This window comes from Streptomyces caniscabiei, assembly GCF_014930365.1.
Lineage (GTDB): Bacteria > Actinomycetota > Actinomycetes > Streptomycetales > Streptomycetaceae > Streptomyces > Streptomyces caniscabiei.
Map to the genome: position 1 here is coordinate 65,204 of NZ_JABXWI010000017.1, position 19,737 is coordinate 84,940.

Here is a 19,737-nt window from a genome sequence, read left to right on the forward strand (position 1 = left end):
TGTCGGTCTCCGGTCTCGCTCTGCCGGTTGGAGAGGTTGTTCAGGGATGTGGCGAGGTTGGGGAGGTGGGTGGCGGGGTTGGCCTGGGCGAGGGTGCGGCGGATCTCGACGGCTTGGGTGATTGAGGTGAGTGCTGCTTGCCGGTCTCCGGTCTCGCTCTGACAGGTGGAGAGGTTGTTCAGGGACATGGCGAGGTCGGGGAGGTGGGCGGCGGGGTTGGCCTGGGCGAGGGTGCGGCGGATCTCGACGGCTTGGGTGATTGAGGTGAGTGCTGCTTGTCGGTCTCCGGTCTCGCTCTGACAGTTGGAGAGGTTGTTCAGGGATGTGGCGAGGTTGGGGAGGTGGGTGGCGGGGTTGGCCTGGGCGAGGGTGCGGCGGATCTCGACGGCTTCGGTGATTGAGGTGAGTGCTGCTTGTCGGTCTCCGGTCTCGCTCTGCTGGACGGAGAGGTTGTTCAGGGAGCTGGCGAGGTTGGGGAGGTGGGCGGCGGGGTTGGCCTGAGCAAGGGCGCGGTGGATCTCGGCGGCTTCGGTGATCGAGCCGAGCGCCGCCTGCCGGTCCCCGATGGCGCCTTGGCGGTAGCTAGTGCGTCGGAGCTGCTCCGCGAGGTCGACGGGTTGGGTGGTGGCATTGGCCCGCAGGACCGCCAGGCGCCGAAGGTCGGTGCGCAGGCCGAGTTCGGGCAGGCCGATCGTGGTGTAAGGGATGGCGTCGGAGAGGTCGGCGAGCCAGGGCACGGGCGGCTCGTTGTCGATCAGTTGCCGTAGGGCAGCCAGCGCGGTACCGCCCTGTTCCGCGGCAACCTGGAGGACGGGCTGCCAGCGGTCCGGCTCGGCGCTGATCCATGCCTTCACCATGCGTGTGGCGCTGTCTGGCGCGGCCGCGGCGGCGCGGCTGAGCTGGCGCAGGGCGGCCAGGAGACCATCGTCGTCGAGGCCGTCCAGGACGGCGGGGAGCATGTCTTCGTCGTCCTGGAGTTCGTGGAGGGTGAGGTGGTCGGCAATGGGGTCCGGGCGCAGGACGAGGGGCTCGCCATGGCCGGGTTGCAGGCACGTGGCCAGGGTGGTGCGGATGGTCTCACGCCAGGGCGCGTCGTCGGACAGTTCCTCGACGGCTCGTAATGCGGCGTTGATTTCCTTGCGTGTGGTGGGTGCGCGCAGGGTGAGGCTGGCTACGGCCCGGTTGAGGACATCGAGCGGCGCGTCGGCGTCTCGGTTCAGACCGGCGTTCTTCTTGTAGGTCTGGGCCCAGTAGGCGCGTTCGTGGGTGAGGACTTCTTCGTAGAGGTCCTCACGGGTGGTGGGCAGCCTGCCGGAACTGCGGGCGGCGAGCAGGGCCAGCAGGATGTAGTCGAGGGTGGTCCAGTCGGCGGGGGCAGCCCGGTAGGCGGCCTCAAGGTCGAGTTCGTGACCGGGAGCGGGGTGGAAGGCGCGGGCGGCGCGGCGGAAGAGGGCGGCGCCGGCGGGGTGTTCGGGTGGCAGGTGCAGGGGGTCGCGCATGCGGACGAGATGTCCGTCGTTGTTCCACGCCTTGCTCAGGGCGGTGAGCCACTGGCCGTTGACGGCGCGGGCGGTCATGACGACGACGGCGGGCGCGGCGCCTCGGTCGGTGCGGCGTCTGAGGAGGGCCAGGAGCTGTTCGGCGTCGGCGGTGCGGGCGTCGGCGTAGTCCAGGACGATGAGGGTGGGGGAGACGACGGTGCCCAGCCAGTCCCGTCCGGTGGGGTGTTCGCGCAGGTAGCCGGTGTACCAGCCGTGGCGGGTGGCGAGCTGGTGGGCGAGTTCGAGGGCGAGGCGGGTCTTGCCCGCGCCGCCGGCGCCGTGGATGACGGTGACGCCGGTGTAGGGCCCCGTGGCCACGGTGCGGCACCAGTCGGTGAGGATGGTCAGCTCGTCCCGGGCCTGGAACGGCACCACCTCATGCTCGGCCCGCAGCACCTGCAAGGGCCGGTGCACGAGCGGGTCCAGGGCCACGTACGGCGAACGCAGCGGCTCGTCGGTGGGCCGGTCGGCGGGGGTGTGGGTGTCCTGCTTGCGCCAGGCGCGGCGGATGTCCACGGCCAGGCGCCAGTTCCACTCACGGGCGTAGCGGGCCCCGGCCTGTACGGCGTCGGCGAAGACGGCGCTCGTGCCGAGGATGGGTGAGTGGGGCAGGGCGTGTGCGACGCCCACCGGGTCCAGCAGCAGAAGTGGTCTCGACGGCCCGGTCGGGTCGGTCTGGACGAGGTCGTCGAAGCCGTCGGGGCGACTGGTCCACACGTCCGCGTCCGGCATCCGGATGCCGTCGTCCTCGTCGGACGTGACGTCGTCGATCCACACGCCGAGCAGAGCGTGGGCGGCGCGTCCGGGCTCGGGTGGGTCGAGGATGAGGACGAAGGGGTGCAGGCCGGCGTGGAGGCAGGCGCCGGCCAGGACCAGGGCGAGGTCGAGGCAGGTGGCGTGCCGGGGGCACCACAGCACCTCGCCGGGCTGGCGGACGACCTGGCGGCCCGGATCGTCGGAGGGCGCCTCGTGGGAGTAGGTGATCCCGGCCCCGGCCAGCGCCTCGTAGACAGCCCGGGTCTGCCCGATGCGGCTGTCGGCCGGGGGCCCGGGCAGGTGCAGCAGGGCGGCGACCTCGTCGGGCAGCACGTACTTGGCGAGCGCGGCCGGTTCCCCATCGAGGGACCAGCGGGGCCAGGAGCCGACGGGACTCATGGGGCCACCACCGCGAGGGAGTCGGACGCGGACAGGTCACCGACGCCGGGTACGGCCCGCACGCTCACCCGCACGTCGTACAAGCCGGGCTCCTGGCCGGGCAGTTCGGTGACGTAGCTGCTCCGGTCGCCGTCCCACTCCAGCCGGACCTCCGCTACCGCACCCCGAGGGCCGTGCACCCTGCGCAGGGTGGCCCACACCGCGAGCCCGCTCGGGTCGGCGGTGGCCTCCGGCGGCAGGTTGTCCCCGCGCAACCGCGTCTCCAGCGGGATCGTCGCGCCCCGGGCGTGGAGTTCGTCGACGTCCAGGCCGAGGGCGGCCTCACGTTCCTCGCCGCGCGCCGCTGTCAGCCGCTGCCGTTCCTCGTAGACCTCGACCAGGCCGGGAATCCAGCCGGCGGAGACGATGGGACCGTGGCGGTCGCGGGCCCGCCAGCCGGAGGTGTCGTGGCCGTCCATCTCCACCGGCACGGCCGAGATCGCCGGTACGGTGCCGTCGCCGTGGTCCTTCTCCCAGCCCGCCAGCTCCAGCCAGGCCGGCAGCTTCTTGCCGACCTTCAGCGCGCGGCCGTCCCACACCGCCGAGCCCGGGGTGCGGTGACTCCAGCCCAGCCGGGGCACCACCTGCGGCTCGGCGCCGGTGCGCGGCATGGCCTGCCACGCCTGCTCGATCTCCTCGTGCAGGGCGAACCCCTGCTTCGCCGGGGAGCGCAGGTGCTCCAGGGGCACATCGTGGGGGTAGAGGGGAGCCGCCGTGGCGGTGTCCCAGACCATCGGGTAGCGGGGCAGCAGCTCGGCCACCGACGGCCACTGGCGCAGCAGGTCGCTCACCCCGTCCAGCCGGATCCCGGCCACCCGTACGCCGTTGGCCAGCAGGTGCAGGGCCTTCGGGGCGCCGCGGTGGGGGGTGCCGAGGGTGATCAGGGCCCGGCACAGCGGCCAGCCCTCCAGCGGGCCCAGCCAGTGCCGGGCGACCAGACCGCCCATCGAGTGGGCGACCACCACGACCCGGCCGGCCCGCTCGGCCGGTGCGAGGTCCTTCAGCCGCTCGTGGACATCGGCCGCGAGCAGCTGCGCGGCATGCCTGACGCCCAGGCGGAAGTCGTACGGGAACAGCACCACGTTCGCGGCCGGGTTCCGCGTCTCGGGGTGCCCGGTGTCGATGACCGTACCCGGCAGCGCCTGGAGGTTCGCCACCAGCCGTTCGTAGCCGGGGACGACGGTCCAGCCCGGCAGCAGCCGCTTGGAGCGGATCAGACCGGTCGCCCGCAGTGGCTCGTCCACAGCCAGCCGGTCCGGTCGGCGCAGCAGGCCCGCGATGTCGCCGAAGCCCGCGTCCCACACCACCTCAGGCTGCTTCCCGCCCCCTGCGGGCCGTTCCAGCACGCTGCCGCCGATTCCGGGCAGCACGTACACCAGATGCCTGCGTCCCATTTCCCCCGCCCTCCCCACGTGGGCCGCGTCCCACGGCCCGCGCTGTGTCGCTCCTTCTACCAGTAACAGGAAGGCGGATGGCGGAAGTTCCGGGAATATCATCCTTCTGGGGTGCGCGGCTTGTGCCGTACCGATGGAGCACTCCGAGGGGCGCGGCCTGCCGGGCCGACGCGCGGGCCGCCGCCTCACCCTCAACTACCGCACCACCCGGCAGATCCTCGGCAGCGCCAACGGCCTGATCGCCGGGACGTCCTTCGACGACCTCGACACCGGAACCGACACCCTCGACGGCTACCGGTCCGTGCTGACCGGACTCGCCCCCCAGTTCTGGCGCGCGCCCGACCGGCTGACCGAGATGCGTGCCGTGGCCACGCTCATCAGAGACCGCCATGACAGCCATGGCACGCCGTACTCGGCGATGGCCACGTGCCGCACCAGCGCATCGAGCAGTACCGACTCACGAACCCGGACCGCCACCGGCAGGAGGAGCAGCGGGCCCGCTCCCTGCTGTTCGTCGCCGCCACCCGCGCCCGCGACGAGCTCGTCGTCACCTGGAGCGGCAGGGCCAGTCGCTTCCTTCCACCAGACGCGGACGAAACCGCCTACCGCGCCACGGACCTGCTCCGGCAGGACGGCCCGCCGTCGGGTTCGTCGAGATCGGCCGCAGCCTGACCGGATGCATTGACCCATCGCCCGTGGCGCGCTTTCATCGCCAGCATCCTCGTGAGTCCTCTGCGCAGGGCCGGGGCGACGGGGATGCGGGGGACGGCTGGGGTCGTCCCCGGGTGAAGGGGGAGCCAGTTGCTGAGACCTTCCTTACGTGTGTTCGTGAACGCCGTCGTGGTGGGCGTCGTCGTCGGGTGTTCCGCCTGGCCGGCGCAGGCGGCGGCCGGTGACGAGGCGCCGAGTGTCGCGGCCGGCACCGAGCGGATCAGCGTCGCGGCCGACGGCAGTGGTGGGAACGGTCATTCCACCGACGCCGTCGTCAGCGCCGACGGGCGTGTCGTGGCCTTCATGTCGTCCGCGACCAATCTGGGGACCGGGACCGATGTGCGGAACAGCGTCTATTACCGGACCGGGCCCGGGGAGCCGTTGCGGCGGGTGGTGGTGCCGGGGGAGACCACCTCCACGCCTCAACTGTCCGAGTCCGGGCGGTATTTGACCTTCGGGTCGTACTCGACCGCGACCGCCACCTCCTCCGTCCACCTCATGGATCTGAGCACCGGCACCGTCGAACGACTGGCGCCCGCGATGGACGACGGCTACCAGGTGTCGTACGGCATCGCCCCGATCAGCGCCGACGGGCGGTTCATCGCCTTCGTCGCCCGGCCCGCCGTCGACCCGAACGGGGCCTTCGCCTGCCGGGTCATGTTGCTCGACCGCGAGACGCGGGAGGTGCGGCGGGTCAGTCGGGAGCCTGACGGCTCGAAGACCTACCACCGGTGCGAGCAGGTCGCGATGAGCGCGAACGGGCGCAAGGTCGCCTACCTGGAGGGGTACTCCGGGCCCGTCACCGGCGACCAGGGCGACATCCTGGTCTACGACCGGAAGAGCGGGCGTACCGTGCACGCCGACGCCACCCATGACGGGGCCCCGGCCACCACCTCGGCCATCGGTCCCGTGCTGAGCGCCGACGGCTCCAAGGTCGGCTTCAACTCGCTGGCCACCAACCTGGTCCCGCAGGCCGACACCAACGACGGCTGGAACGCCTTCGTCCGCGATCTGCGCACCGGCACGCTCCAGCGGTACGACGGCCACGCCCCCACCGACCTCACGCTGCTCTCCGACCTGTCCGGCAACGGCTCCAAGCTGTTGCTCAACACGGCGGACGCGAACCGTACGTCCCTCGGGCTGATCCTGCGCGATCTGTGCACCGGGCAGGAGGAGTTGCTGTCACCAGGGCAGGACGGCAAGCCCGTCACCGTCGGCGACGCGGCGCTGAGCGGGGACGAGTCGACGGTCGTCTTCGAGTCGTACTACCCAGGGCTCGTACCCGACGACAACAACCTCATCGGGGATGTGTTCCTCCGCGGTGTGGGGTGACGTCGTCCCTCGGGCGGGCATGCGTGCGGGTGTGCGGGCGTGATTCGGGAGCGAATCGGTCATACCGGCAATAAGTGAGAAGCGGGGCGATACGTCGTACGGTGTTGTCTCGGTCCCGGAGGCACGGTGGGTGCGCGGGGGGCCGCTGACGACCGGCGGGAGCGATGGTGATCCGGGTGCTTCTTGTCGAGGAGACGGACCTCGTACGCGGGGCGCTCGCCGCCTTGCTGGCGAGTGAGGAGGACATCGAGGTGGTCGCGGCGTTGCCGGGGCACGAGCAGGTGGTGACGCGGGCGATGGCCTACCGACCCGATGTCGTCGTCATCGACAGCGACGGTGGCGAGAGCGGAGCACTCGGCACCTCGCGGGAACTGGCCCTGCGGCTGCCGGGGTGCCGGACGCTGCTGGTGACCTGTTCGGCGACCGCCGGGTTCCTGCGACAGGCGCTGTCGTGGCGCGTCGCCGGCCTCATCGGCAAGAACGGGCCCAGCGACCACCTGGCGGAGGGGGTGCGCAAGGTGGCCGCGGGTGAGCGGTTCCTCGATCCGGAACTCGCCCTGCTCGCGCTCCTGTCGGCGGAGAACCCGTTGACCCCCAGGGAACTCGAGGTGCTGCGGCTGGCGGCCGACGGCGCGCCCACGCGGGAGATCGCCGAGCGGCTGTCCCTGTCGGTGGGGACGGTCCGCAATCATCTGAACGCCGTCTCGCGGAAGACCGAGGCGCGCAACCGTATCGACGCGATCCGGATCGCCCGGGAGTCGGGGTGGCTGTGAGGAGCACGGCCCCCAGCCCCCCGCTTCCCACGGAGGCGTCGTCGGCTGCTGTCAGCGGGACCGGGCACCCGTCGCGTCGGCCGTGTCGGTCCTGTTGTCCGCTTCGCTGGTCGCGTCCGTCGGGTCGGTCGTGTCTGTTGTCTGCGTCGCGTCCGTCGTCTCCGTCGTGTCGGGTGGTTCACCTGTCGCGTCGTTTCGTGTCGGGGCCATGGGGTCCCAGTGGCCGATCAGGTCGCGGTAGAGGGCGCAGTCGGCCATCAGGTGGTCGTGGGTGCCCAGGTGGTGGCGTGGGCCGTCCAGAACGAGGACCAGGTCGGCGCGGAGGGCGGAGGAGATCCGATGGGCGCAGACGATCAGCGTGGCGGGGCGGGCCGCGAAGGCGCGCTCGGCCACGGCCTCCGCGGCCGGGTCCAGATGGCAGGTCGCCTCGTCCAGCAGGACCAGCCGGGCGGGGGGTAGTACGGCGCGGACCAGGGCGATCAACTGGCGCTCCCCGGCGGAGAGCAGGGCCGGGTCCACGGTGGCGTCGTAGCCGCCCAGGCGCTCGGTGAGGGGGGCCGCGCCGATGGCGTCGACGGCCGCGTCCAGGTCGGCGGGGGTGGCCGTGGGGTGGAGATACGTGAGGTTCTCGCGGAGCGTGCCGGTGAAGACGTACGCCTCCTGCGGGATCAGCACGCGCGATCGTGCGAGTCGGCGCGGGTCCGGGTCCGGGTCCGGGTCCGAGTTCGGGTTCGGGTTCGGGGAGCGGACCGGGGACCCGCCCAGCTTGACCTGGCCCGTCTGCGGCTCCAGTACCCCGGCGATGAGCGCGGCGAGCGTGGACTTTCCGGCGCCGCTGGGGCCTATCACCGCCAGGTGGGTGCCGGGCGCGAGGGTGAGGTCGAGGTCGCGGACGACCGGTTCGGCGGAGCGCGCGTAACCGAAGGTGACACCGCGGAGCTCGACCGCGCCGTCCCGCAGCGCCGTGCCGTCCCGCACCCGCGTGCCGTCCTGGACCGTCGCGTCGTACACGGGCTTGTCGTCCTGAACCCCGCCGTCTTCGGGGCCGCCGTCCGGGCCCTCGCCGTCCCCGGTTCGGTCGTGTTCCGCTCCCGCTCCCGCTTCTGCCGTCGTCCGCGTACGCCCGGCCGTCGTCGTCTCCAGGATGCGAGCCGTGGTGACCAGGAGCCACAGGCCGCTGCCGCCGACTCCCCGGACGAAGTTCTGGAGGGCCGGTTGGAGGCTCTGGGAGAGGTAGGTCAGGGCGCCCAGGATCGCGCCCGTCGTCACTCCGCCCCGGAGCAGCCAGGGGGCGCCGGCCAGGATCAGGACGAACGGCAGCCAGCCGCCGATACCCAGCGCGGCCGTGCGCAGGGCGGTGAGGCGGGCCAGGGCGCGCGCGGCCCCGGCCGCCGTGTCGATGCGGGTGTCGACCCGGTCGCGTACGACGTGTTCCGCGCCGCAGGCCGTGACGTCCCTCAGCGCGTCGGCCACCGTGCCCGCCTGCTCGGCGATCGCCTCGTCGGCGAGCACGACGGCCCGCTGCCGGGCCGCCATGGCGCGCAGGGCCGCGAGGAAGAGCGCGAGACCGACCGCGAGGGGCGGTACGACGAACAGGAGGAGCGCGGGGTCGAGCGCGGTCAGCCCGAACAGCACGCTCACGGCCGTCACCCCGAAGGTCTGCACGAACATCACGACCGCCCCGTACGACTCGCGGGCGATCTCCACCTGCTCGGTCAGCCGGGCCACCCCGGCCGTGTCGGAGGGGCGGCCGAGGCGGGCCGAGCGGCGCAGTGTGCCGGTGGTGACGAGGGCGACCAGGTCGTCGCGGAAGGGTTCGACGACGTCGGCCAGCCGCAGTGTGGTCTGCTGGGTGCCCCAGGCGCCGATCAGGGTGGCGACGGCCAGCAGCCCGAGCCAGCCGAGGCCCTCGGGGACCCGGTCGGCGAGGAACCCGTCGTCGACGGCCCGGGCGACCAACAGGCCGGACAGCAGAGCGGGTACGGCCTGGACCAACGACCAGCCGGCCAGTCGGACGAACTGCCGGCGCCGCGTGCGGAGGGTCGAGCGGAGCAGCCCACGCGCTTCCCTGTTGCCCGTGCCCCGACGTGCCTCCGTGCCGCCTGCGCCTCGACGCGCCACCCGGTTCACCGCGCTCCTCCGGGCCGCCGTGACGGTGGCTGCGGCTTTGGCTGTGGCTGTGAGGGGTTGGGTGTCTCCGGGACGTCCGAGCGGAAGACGGCCCGGTAGCCGGGGTCCCTCCACAGCGCCCGGTGGGTGGCTCGGCGGCGGACGCGGCCCGCGTCGAGCCAGATGACGAGGTCGGCGCGGGCGGCGGTCGAGGCGCGGTGGGTGACGACGAGGCGGGTGCGGCCGGCGAGGGGGCCGGAGCCGGTGAGGACCTGGGTGATGTGGTGCTCGGTGACGGTGTCGAGGCTGGCGGTGACGTCGTCGAGGATGAGGAGACGGCCGCCTCGGCCGGACTGGGCGAACGCGCGGGCCAGTCCCACCCGTTGGGTCTCCCCGCCGGACAGTGGTGCGGTGGCGAGGGCGGTGTCGTAGCCGTCGGGCATGGTGCGCAGGAAGGTGTCGGCGCGGGCGATGGCCGCGGCCTCCCGCACCGCCTCGTCCGCCATCCCCTCCGGCCCCGGCATCCCCTCCGGCTCCGCCATACCCTCCGACTGCGACTCCGGCATCCTTTCCGGCTCCGGCTCCGCCACCTGCTCCGGCTCCGCCATCCCCTCCGGCTCCGGCTCCGCCACCTGCTCCGGCTCCGCCATCCCCTCCGGCTCCGGCTCCGCCACCTGCTCCTGCTCCTGCTCTGGCACCGCCACCGGCCCCCGCTCCTCCGCCGGGCCGAACATGATCGCCTCGGTGAAGGTCTCGCCCAGCAGGGCGGGCCGTTCGAAGCCGTAGGCGACGGCCCGCCGCAGGTCCGTGCGGGTCAGCTCGTGCAGGGGGACGCCGTCGAGCCGTACCTCGCCGTCGTCGGGGTCGGTGAGCCGGCCGGCCAGCGCGGCCAGCAGGGACTTGCCCGAGCCGGAGCGGCCCACCACGGCTGTCAGCGTGCCCTCCGGGATCTCCAGGTCGACGCCGTCCAGGACCGACGTGCCCTCGGGAGCGCGGACGGTGACGCCGCGGAACTCCAGCCGCCCGCCGCCGGCGACCGGGAGCCGGGCCCGGCCGTACGTCATCGGGGGCGCGTCCAGGATCTCGGCGACCCGTCCGGCGGTGGCGCGGGCGAGGGCGAGTCTGCCGACGGAGGCGACCAGCGAGCTGACGCCGGTGGCGAGGACGACGTACTCGGTGGCGGCCAGCAGTTGACCGGGCGTGATGCGGCCCCGGGCGAGTTCCAGTCCGGCCACGGCCAGGACGGCGATCTCCAGCAGGGGGACGACCACGGCGTCCCGGGTGGAGACCCGGGAGAGGGCGTGCCACGTCCCCCGGCCGTGGCGGTGGAGCTCCGGCAGCGGGGCGAGGACGCGTTCGGCCTCGCGGGCCGTGGTTCCGGCCGCGGTGATGGTGCGGATCCCGGTGACGGCGTCGGCGAGCCGGGTGGCGATACGGCCCTGGGTCGCGAAGTAGCGGTCGTTGACGTCGGAGACGTCGCGGGCGAAGGCGTGGACCATCAGGACGATCAGCGGAAGTCCCGTGAGGAAGGTGAGGCAGAGCCAGGGATCGATGAGGGCCAGCGCCACCACCGCCCCGATCGGGGGGATCAGCTCGGTCACCGCCCACACCAGGCCGGAAGGAGCGCTGCCGGCCTGGCTGGTGTTGCCCACCAGACGGGCGGTCAGGTCGCCGGGGGTGTGGCGGCGGGTCGCCCGGGGGCCCATGTCGAGGACGTGCCCGAACAGTGAGTGCCGCAGCCAGGCGGTGGAGCGGGCGTTGGCGACGGCGCCGGCGTAGTCGTCCAGCGCGTCGCACGCGATGAGCAGCGCGACGGCGACGACGGACAGCGTCAGCCACAGGGTGATGTCACCGGAGCCCAGTACGGCGTCGACGGTACGGCCCATGAGGGCCGGCAGGGCTACGTAGATCCCGGCGAGCAGGAGAGACGTGGCGGCCAGGAAGGCACCCCAGGCACCGCCCCGCCGGACCACCGTCAGCAGCAGCCGGTCCGCCGCGCGCCGGTCCGCCGCGCGCCGGTCCCCCGGGGACCCCTGCGCCTCAACCCGTGGCCCCTCCGCCTCAACCCGTGGCCCCTGCGCCTCTACCCGTGGCCCCTGCGCATCGGCCCGGGACTCCCGTCGGGCAGCCCGAGACTTCCGCGGGGCCTCCGACCGCTCGTGTCGGTCCACGGCCGCTCCCGTCGTCGTTCGGTTCCTGCGGGCGGCGCCCCCGGTTCTCGGGGCGGAGGGGGGCGGGGGCACCGGAGTGCCCCCGCCCAGCGTGGTCGGAGTCCCGGCCGCTAGCAGAAGAGGAGGCTGAAGATGCTCCCTCCGCCTCCGACGATGCAGCCCTTGCTCGCCCGGCTGCCCGGTGGCGGCTTCAGACCGGTCTCCGACTCGATGGTCAGACCCTGCAGTTCGAGGAGTGACATACGTGTTCACCTCCCTTCCTGAACGCGATGGGGGACGGGAATGTCCGGTGCGGACCGGCCCGGTGTGAGGAAGGGCAGTCCGGTGGGTGTGGCGTGACAGGCGGCGCCCAGGGCGAGCGCGACCCCCGCGCCGCCGGTCGCCAGGTCCATGGACAGCCGCATCAACTGCTCGCCGGGGAAGGCGAGTCGGCCGTCGAGGAGGCAGGCGTGGCGCGCCAGCCGGCGGATGTGCGCGGCGACCACGGGGTCGCGGGCGGCGGCCGTGCCGGGCGGGTGGGCGCGGCCGCGGTGGAGGATCATTCCGGCGACGCCGTCGAACAGCCCGGGTTCGACGTAGAACGACGCCCGTGAGGCCTCGCGGATCGCGTCGGCGGCGGTCGCGAACTCCTCGTCCGGGCGGAGGGCCAGGTAGTCGTCCAGGACCATGCCGATGCCCACGCTGCCGTCGGCGAGGTACGGCATCGTGCGGAAGCCCTCGTTCACCTCCATCGAGCCCTCCTCGCGCACCACGCAGCGCCGTAGGTCCTGGCGCAGGGCGGTGGCGGCGAGGTCGAGGTGCGCCGGGTCGCCGTCGTGCTCGTGCAGGCGCAGGAACAGCAGCGCGGGTCCGGACGAGCCGTACATCAGCCCGGCTCTCGGGTGGGCGCCGCCGCTGGTCTCCGGTACCCCGTCGGCGGGGCCCAGCCGGTCGGCGACGGTCGCCGCCACCCGCTGGGCGGCCGCGCGGTGGGCGGCGTCACCGGTGGTGTCAGCGAAGTGCAGCAGGGTGAGTCCGATGCCGGACAGTCCGCCCTTGAGGTCGAGGGCCAGGTTCTGCCAGCGCTCGGTGAGGCACATGTCGAGGACCTTGACGGCCTCCTCGTGGTGGCCGAGGTGGTCCAGGGCGAACGCGACGCCGTGCAGGCCGTCGTAGAGGCCGAGGCGGGTGCCGGGCGGCGGGTGGAGCGCGTGCTGGATCAGCCAGTCCTCGTGGTCGGGGTGGCGTCCGGCGCCCGTCACGTCCAGCGCGTAGAGCACGCCGGCCGCGCCGTGGGCCATGCCGAGGCCGCCGCCGGGAGCGGCGAACTGCTCGATGTCGCCGGGGAAGAGCCGGTCGTCGCGGCCGGGGGTGGCGGAGGCGAGGATCGCGGCCGTGATCGACTCGCGGGCGCGCAGCCAGCCGGCGTGGTCGGGTTCGATCCGGGGCTCGTCGTCGCCCCCGGCACGCACCCCGACGGCCCTTCCGGAGGCCTTCCCGGCACGCACCCCGACGGCCTTCCCGGCCGCGTGCGCCCCGGCGGTCCGCTCGGCATTCGCCCCGGCGGCCCACCCGATACGCGCACGCGCCCCGCTGGCCGTCCCGCCGTCGCCCACGCCCGTGGTGGCCCCGCCCGCGCCCGCGGTGGCGCCGTCCGCGCCCGCGGTGACGTCGCCCGTGCCCGTGGTGGCCTCGTCCGCCCCGGTGATCGTGCGTACGGCCTCGTCGAGGAGGTCGTCGGGGACCGGGAACAGGCGGGCGGCCTCCCGGGCGAGCCGGCCCGCCTTGCCGCGGTCGAGTTCGATCAGTCCGGTCAGCGGCAGGAACATGCAGATCGTCAGGCAGGCCAGCGCGTACCGGTCGATGTCGAAACCGGTCGCGGAGCCGGGGGCGTGGAAGCCGGGGGCCGCGAGGACCTGGTGGTGGGCGTGCGCCACGTCCGACGCGCCCTCGAAGTCGATCAGGACCACGGTGTCGTCGGGACGGACCAGGACGTTGAAGGGGTGCACATCACCGATGACGACGTCCCGCTCATGGACCGCCGCGACGGCGTCCCGCACCCGCCGCAGCACGTCCAGCGCCCAGGCGGTGTACTCGGGGAAGGCGGCCGGGGCCGGGTCCAGGGCCGCGAGCGGACTGCGCTCGACGATCAGCTGGTGCAGGGGCTTGCCCTCGACGAAGTCCTCGACGAGGAAGTGGTGACCGCCCAGTTCGAACCGGTCGCGGAGGGCCGGGACGCAGCGCAGGCCGCGCAGCCGCTCCAGAGCCTCCCGCTCGCGCTCCAGCCGTGTGACGGCGTCCGCGCCGTCCGGGGTGAGCCCGGCGTACGGTCGGGCCTCCTTGAGCACGACTCGCTCCTCCGTGCGCCGGTCCACCCCGGCGTACAGTCCGCCACCGTTGGAGAAGTGCAGTGCCCGGTCGATCCGGTAGGGCAGGTCGGCGACAGTGGTGCTGCGGCTCGCGGCCAGCTGGGGTTCGAGGAAGCCGGGCAGCTCCACCCAGTCCGGTACCTGGAAGGTGGGGCCGCGCACATCGGGAACCAGGCGCCCGGAGGGGTCCGCCACCGCCTGGTGCACCACGCCGTCGGCCGACACGCAGTACCGGTCGGCGAAGGCTCCGTACCGGACGTGGAGCGGGCCGTCCCTCCAGCGCAGATCGCTGAGGATGTACGGTCCGGGGCGGCCGCCGAGGACGGCGTCCAGCTCGGTGAGGAGGCGCTCGCACTCGGCCTCGTCCCTCGGGTAGACGGTCACGAACTTCCCGCTGGACCCCCGGTGGGCGTACTTGGCGTTGGCGAGGAAGAGGGTCTCCAGGTCCGGGAGGAACTTGAAGGCGACACCGCGCGGCACACAGTGGTCCCAGACCTCGTCCAGGATCGACTGGGCGTTGTCCAGGCAGGCCGAGACATGGATCTTCCAGCCCTGGGGAGGGAGCCGTACCTCGGTGGGGCGGCAGGCGAGCCAGTCGCCGACCTTCTCGCGGACCCACGACGCGGGAAGCGCGCCGCCGGTCTGGCGGAACCGGCCCTGTGTCCCGGCGTGCGACGACGGGGCGTCGTAGAAGTGCGGGTCGGTGAGGCAGTAGACCTCGTACCGCTTGTCCACGGGGACCTCCGGTGCGGGTTTTCGTACCTGCGCGGGTGTCCTGGCTTTCTCTTCCCAACCATGACAGAGCAGTGCAATTCGGTCATCCAGTGTCTGTCACCGGGCCGGTGTGGGTTGCGCATGGGTGTGCCCGTGCGCAACCCATGGCGGCCCTGTTCGCTTTCGCGGCCGTCCGACGGCAACCTCCCGCGCACCTGCGACGACGAAAAACTGTCACATCCATTGACGTCCCTCACGCCTCAGCTTTACCTTCTGGCCGAAGTTACGCACAGTGTTCGCAATGTCGAACATCCCGGGCAGGTCAGGAAGCCCGGCAACGAGCCGCTCTCCCGGAAGGGACTTGTCGTGTTCCCCACCCGCGCCCGTCGCTGGTCGACGCCTCGCCGCAGTCTGCTGCTGGCGGTGGCGCTACTGGCCCTGTTCGCCTCGCTCCTCTCCGTGCAGACCGTCCACACCGCGCAGTCCGCCGCCGCGGCCGACGGCAAGCCGTACACCAACCCGGTCAAGTCGCAGAAGGGCGCCGACCCGTGGCTGGAGTACTACAACGGCAACTACTACCTGGTGACGACCTCGTTCACCGGTGAGCTGACCATGCGGAAGTCGCCCACGCTCGCCGGGCTGAGCACCGCGCCCAGTGTGCAGGTGTGGTCGGACAGCACCTCCACCCGCAACTGGAACATGTGGGCCCCGGAGATCCACTTCTTCGACGGCAAGTGGTACCTGTACTACTCCGCCGGGCCGCGCGCCTCCGCCTGCTGCGACGACCAGCGCACCTACGTGCTGGAGAGCGCCGGGTCCGACCCGATGGGGCCGTACACCTTCAAGAACCAGCTCGCCGGGTCCAACCTCAACCCGGGCGGCTGGCTGATCGACGTCAGCGTGCTCAAGCACGACAACAAGCTGTACCTGGCCGGCAGTGGTTCGGTGGGCGGCAGCAAGCAGAGCCTCGTCATCGCGCCCCTCAGCAACCCGTACACCCTGGCGAGCACCACCTTCACCGTCATCTCCAGCCCGACCCTGAGCTGGGAGACGCAGAGCGGCGAGGTGAACGAGGGCCCGGAGCCGCTCTACCGCAACGGCCGTACGTTCCTGATCTACTCCGCCAGCGCCTGCTGGGGCCCCGACTACAAGCTCGGACAGCTGGAGCTGACCGGGTCCGACCCGCTGCTCGCCTCCTCCTGGACGAAGAAGCAGACGCCCGTCTTCCAGCGCAATGACGCGAACGGGGTCTACGCGCCCGGCCACAACGGGTTCTTCACCTCGCCCGACGGCACCGAGAACTGGATCGTCTACCACGCCAACGACGCGGCGAGCGACGGATGCGACAACGGGCGGACGACCCGCGCGCAGAAGTTCACCTGGAACGCCGACGGCACCCCGAACTTCGGCAGCCCGGTCGCCCTCGGGAGCACCATCGCCGGGCCCTCCGGCGAGACCGCGACGACCCCGACCGCGTACACCATCGTGAACCGCAACAGCGGCAAGTGCCTGGACGTCACCGGCGGTGGCACGGCCGACGGCACCAACATCGCCCAGTGGACCTGCAACGGCGGGGCCAACCAGAAGTGGCGGATCGAGGACCGCGCCGACGACACCAGCCGGCTGGTGAACGTCGCCACCGGCAAGGTCGCCGACGTCACCGACTGCGCGAGCGCCGACGGCGCCGACATCCGGCAGTGGTCCTGGCTGAACAACAACTGCCAGAAGTTCCGCATGGTCTACCTCGGTGGCGACTACGTCCGGATCGTCAACGCGGCCACCGGCAAGGTCATGGACGTCGCCGACTGCGGCACCGCCAACGGCACCGACGTCCGCCAGTGGTCCTGGCTCAACAACAACTGCCAGCAGTGGCGCCTCGTCCCCACCACCGCCTGATCCCGAAAGGCCCAGAACAGAACATGAGACACCTCACCAGACGGGCCGTCGTGGCCGCGGCGGCCGCGCTCGCCGTCTTCACCACCATGACCGCCCCCGCCCAGGCAGCCGTCCCCGCGTCCCCGGCCGTCACCTTCACCAACCCGATAGCCGAGCAGCGGGCCGACCCGCACATCTTCAAGCACACCGACGGCTACTACTACTTCACCGCCACCGTCCCCGCGTACGACAAGATCGTGATGCGGCGGGCCACCACCCTCCAGGGCCTCGCCACGGCCACGGAGACCACCATCTGGACCAAGCACGCCAGCGGTGAGATGGGCGCCCACATCTGGGCCCCGGAGATCCACTTCATCGACGGCAAGTGGTACATCTACTTCACGGCCGGCTCCTCCAACGACATCTGGAAGATCCGCCCGTACGTCCTGGAGACCAGCGCCGCCAACCCGATCACCGGCACCTGGACGGAGAAGGGCCGCATCTCCCTGCCGCTCGACACGTTCTCGCTCGACGCGACGACCTTCACCGTCGGCGCCACCCGCTACCTGAGCTGGGCGCAGAACGACCCGGCGGTCGGCGACGGCACCAACATCTACCTGGCGAAGATGTCCAACCCCTGGACCATCAGCGGCAGTCCGGTCATGATCTCCCGGCCCACCGCCGCCTGGGAGAAGGTCGGCCACACCGTCAACGAGGGCCCGGCGGTCATCCAGCGGGGCGGCAAGGTCTTCATGACCTTCTCCGCCGCCGCCACCGACGCCAACTACTGCCTCGGCCTGCTGACCGCCAACGACTCGGCCGACCTGATGAACCCGGCGTCCTGGGTCAAGAACCCCAACCCGGTCTTCAAGAGCAACGCCGCCACCGGCCAGTACGGCCCCGGCCACAACACCTTCACGGTCTCCGAGGACGGAAAGTCCGACATCCTCGTCTACCACGACCGCAACTACAAGGACATCAGCGGCGACCCCCTCAACGACCCCAACCGCCGCACCCGTTACCAGAAGCTGTACTGGAACGCCGACGGCACGCCCAACTTCGGCATCCCCGTCGCCGACGGCGCGACCCCGGTCCGCCTCTCCTCCTTCAATTACCCGGGCAAGTTCATCCGGCACTGGGAGTACCGCGCCAAGCTGGAGAGCAACGTCACCAACCTCGCCGACTCGCAGTTCCGGGTCGTCACCGGGCTGACGGGCAGCGGCACGGTCTCGCTGGAGTCGGCGAACTTCCCCGGCTACTACCTCCGCCACAAGAACAACGAGGTCTGGGTGGAGAAGGACGACGGCACCGCCCTGTTCGACGCGGACGCCTCCTTCTTCCAGCGGGCCGGCCTCGCCGACACCGCGGACGGGGTCTCGTACGAGTCGTTCAACTTCCCCGGCCGGTACATCCGCCACTACAACAACCTGCTCTACACCCAGCCGGTCAGCACCACCCTCGACCGGCAGGACGCCACGTTCTACAAGGAGTAGCGAGTGACAAGGAGTTGAGGGGGATCACTCCTGCTGGGTGACCCGCACCAGGCCCGACTGGTACGCCATGACGACCAGTTGGGCCCGGTCGCGGGCGCCCAGTTTCGTCATCGCCCGGTGGACGTGGGTCCGTACCGTCAGCGGACTCACGTACAGCTTCTCGGCGATCTCGTCGTTGGAGCGCCCCTCGGCGGCCAGCGACATGACCTCACGCTCACGGGTGGTGAGGATGGTCAGCTGCTCGGGGGCGGCGAGACGGTTGCCGGGGGTGGGGGAGGCGAGGAAGCGCGTGATGAGCGTCCGCGTCGCGGCGGAGGAGAGCAGGGTGTCGCCGGCGGCCACCGTGCGGATGCCGTCGAGGAGCACGTCCGCGGTGACGTCCTTGCCGAGGAAGCCGCTGGCGCCGGAGCGCAGCGCCTGCGCCACGTACTCGTCGATCTCGAACGTGGTGAGGATCAGCACGCGGGTGTCGGCCAGTTCCTCGTCGGCGCAGATCACGGCGGTGGCGGTGAGTCCGTCCGTGCCGGGCATCCGGATGTCCATGAGGACCACGTCGGGGCGGTGGACCCGCACGAGGTCGACCGCCTCCCGGCCGTCGGTGGCCTCGGCGACCACCTCCAGGTCCGGGCAGGAGTCGATGAGGATCCGGAAGGTGGCCCGCAGCAGGGCCTGGTCGTCGGCGAGCAGGACGCGAATGGTCATGAGGGCTGTGCTACTTCCGCTGGTCGGGGGCCGGTTCCGGGTCAGGTACCGGTGCGGCGGGGCGAGAGGTGTACGGCCGCAGCGGCAGGTCGGTGGTGACCTCGAAGCCGCCTTCGGGACGGTGGCCGGCGCTCAGACAGCCGCCGACCGACTGGGCGCGCTCACGCATGCCGATGAGGCCGAAACCGCGGCCGGGCTCGGGGGTGCCGCGCGGGCGGGAGGCGCCGTCGTCGGTGACCGTGATCGTCAGACGCGCGTCCTCGTAGGCGAGGCTGACCCGCGCGGCGTCCACGCCGGCGTGCTTGCTGACGTTGGTGAGGGCCTCCTGCACGATCCTGTACGCGGTCAGGTCCACACCGGGGTCCAGCGGCCCCGGGACGCCGTCAGTGGTGACGGTGACCGTGAGACCGGCGGACTCGCACGCCGCCGTCAGCTCCGGGAGCTGGCGCAGTCCGGGCGTGGGGGCCAGCGGCGCCTCGGGGTCGTCGGGACGGCGCAGCACCCCCACGGTGCCCTTCAGCTCGCGCAGCGCCGACGACGTGGTGGCCGTCAGATCGGTGAGGATGCGGTGGGCCTGTTCGGGGTCGGTACGGGTGAGGTGCGCGGCGGTGCCCGCCTGGGCGTTGGCGAGGGCCAGGTGGTGGGCGACCACGTCGTGCAGATCGCGGGCGATGCGCATCCGTTCCTCGGTCACCCGTAGCCGGGCCTCCTCCTCCCGGGTGCGTTCGGCGTGCTCGGCGCGGGCCTGCACCGACTTCAGATAGGCCCGCCGCACCAGCGTGCCCCGGCCCGCGGCGAGCGGCAGCAGCAGCCAGAAGACCGGGCCGATCGTCCTGAGCACCAGCGACAGATGGTCCATGGAGTCGGAGACCACGGCCGCGAGGGTCATCGCCACGATGGTGGTGCAGCCGTAGGCGCGGGTGGTCCTGCGGTCGGTGAGCGAGGCCAGCCAGTAGAGCGCCGCCATGATCGGCGCCAGCAGCAGGGGGGTGAGCAGATAGCCCAGGCCGACCGCCACGACCGTGCAGATCGCGGTGACGACGAGCGCGGACCGCGGGTGGGTGCGGTGCTTGAGCAGCGCGAGACAGGACACGCCCATGAGCGCCACCCCGACCCTGTCCTGGTCCGGCGGCAGGGCGCCGGGCAGCGTGACCGCGCTGCCGAGGGTGGCACAGCCCAGCAGCGCCAGGACCAGTGCCAGGTCGACGAGGAAGTGGTGGCGGCCGGAGAACTCCTCCAGCCGGTCCGTGTAGCGCCGTTCCCGGCTGAGGCTGCTGAGGCTCATGGTGACTCCGGTCGGTGGACTGGGACCCATCGTGGTCGACGGGCGAGGCGCACGCCCCGAGGGCCGTCCGTGTCCTTCGCCACGGACGGCCCCCG

The 19,737-nt window shown here is 72.1% G+C and carries 13 protein-coding genes; 5 read left to right on the plus strand and 8 right to left on the minus strand.

All coding sequences use genetic code 11. From position 1 onward, the window contains the following. On the minus strand, positions 1-2,696 hold a 2,696-nt coding region (locus HW837_RS37410), incomplete at its 3' end, for a tetratricopeptide repeat protein (RefSeq protein WP_193383562.1). Further along, positions 2,693-4,129, minus strand: coding sequence for a lipase/acyltransferase domain-containing protein (locus tag HW837_RS37415; RefSeq protein WP_052683178.1), 1,437 nt, complete (start codon positions 4,127-4,129; stop codon positions 2,693-2,695). The genes HW837_RS37415 and HW837_RS37410, both read right to left, overlap by 4 nt. Before the next feature lie 426 nt (positions 4,130-4,555). Here HW837_RS37415 and HW837_RS37420 point away from each other — a divergent pair, with 426 nt between their 5' ends. The 3 genes from HW837_RS37420 to HW837_RS37430 all read left to right on the plus strand — a co-directional run bounded on the left by HW837_RS37420 (position 4,556) and on the right by HW837_RS37430 (position 6,945). After that, positions 4,556-4,801, plus strand: a complete 246-nt coding sequence (locus HW837_RS37420; protein ID WP_093792305.1) for a hypothetical protein — start codon at positions 4,556-4,558, stop codon at positions 4,799-4,801. Between the two features lie 156 nt (positions 4,802-4,957). Further along, entirely contained in the window at positions 4,958-6,172 is a 1,215-nt protein-coding gene (locus HW837_RS37425; protein ID WP_237310575.1) for a TolB-like translocation protein, read from the plus strand. A gap of 167 nt (positions 6,173-6,339) precedes the next feature. Then, the gene (locus HW837_RS37430; protein WP_045562859.1) at positions 6,340-6,945 is read left to right on the plus strand and encodes a response regulator transcription factor; all 606 of its coding nucleotides are present in this window, start codon (positions 6,340-6,342) and stop codon (positions 6,943-6,945) included. Positions 6,946-6,996: 51 nt separating this feature from the next. Here HW837_RS37430 and HW837_RS37435 read toward each other — a convergent pair whose 3' ends face one another. From HW837_RS37435 to lanKC, 4 genes are all read right to left on the minus strand, one after another. After that, entirely contained in the window at positions 6,997-9,066 is a 2,070-nt protein-coding gene (locus HW837_RS37435; protein WP_313895643.1) for an ABC transporter ATP-binding protein, read from the minus strand. 5 nt (positions 9,067-9,071) lie between these two features. Further along, positions 9,072-11,027, minus strand: coding sequence for an ABC transporter transmembrane domain-containing protein (locus HW837_RS37440; RefSeq protein ID WP_313895641.1), 1,956 nt, complete (start codon positions 11,025-11,027; stop codon positions 9,072-9,074). Between the two features lie 308 nt (positions 11,028-11,335). Continuing rightward, the gene (locus tag HW837_RS37445; protein ID WP_086799122.1) at positions 11,336-11,467 is read right to left on the minus strand and encodes a SapB/AmfS family lanthipeptide; all 132 of its coding nucleotides are present in this window, start codon (positions 11,465-11,467) and stop codon (positions 11,336-11,338) included. A gap of 6 nt (positions 11,468-11,473) precedes the next feature. Beyond that, complete coding sequence (gene lanKC, locus HW837_RS37450) at positions 11,474-14,308, minus strand: class III lanthionine synthetase LanKC (protein ID WP_193381679.1); 2,835 nt, start codon at positions 14,306-14,308, stop codon at positions 11,474-11,476. A gap of 345 nt (positions 14,309-14,653) precedes the next feature. Between lanKC and HW837_RS37455 the strand changes: the two genes are divergently transcribed. Further along, entirely contained in the window at positions 14,654-16,183 is a 1,530-nt protein-coding gene (locus HW837_RS37455) for a family 43 glycosylhydrolase (protein ID WP_045562800.1), read from the plus strand. 23 nt (positions 16,184-16,206) lie between these two features. Beyond that, entirely contained in the window at positions 16,207-17,655 is a 1,449-nt protein-coding gene (locus HW837_RS37460; RefSeq protein WP_177262138.1) for a family 43 glycosylhydrolase, read from the plus strand. A 24-nt stretch (positions 17,656-17,679) separates the two neighbouring features. Here the strand turns inward: HW837_RS37460 and HW837_RS37465 are convergent, their stop codons facing one another. Both HW837_RS37465 and HW837_RS37470 read right to left on the minus strand, forming a co-directional pair. Further along, a complete protein-coding gene (locus tag HW837_RS37465) occupies positions 17,680-18,357 on the minus strand; it encodes a response regulator transcription factor (RefSeq protein ID WP_045562802.1) in 678 nt (225 codons plus the stop codon). Positions 18,358-18,367: 10 nt separating this feature from the next. Then, positions 18,368-19,642, minus strand: coding sequence for a sensor histidine kinase (locus tag HW837_RS37470; RefSeq protein WP_045562803.1), 1,275 nt, complete (start codon positions 19,640-19,642; stop codon positions 18,368-18,370). Positions 19,643-19,737: the final 95 nt, after the last annotated feature.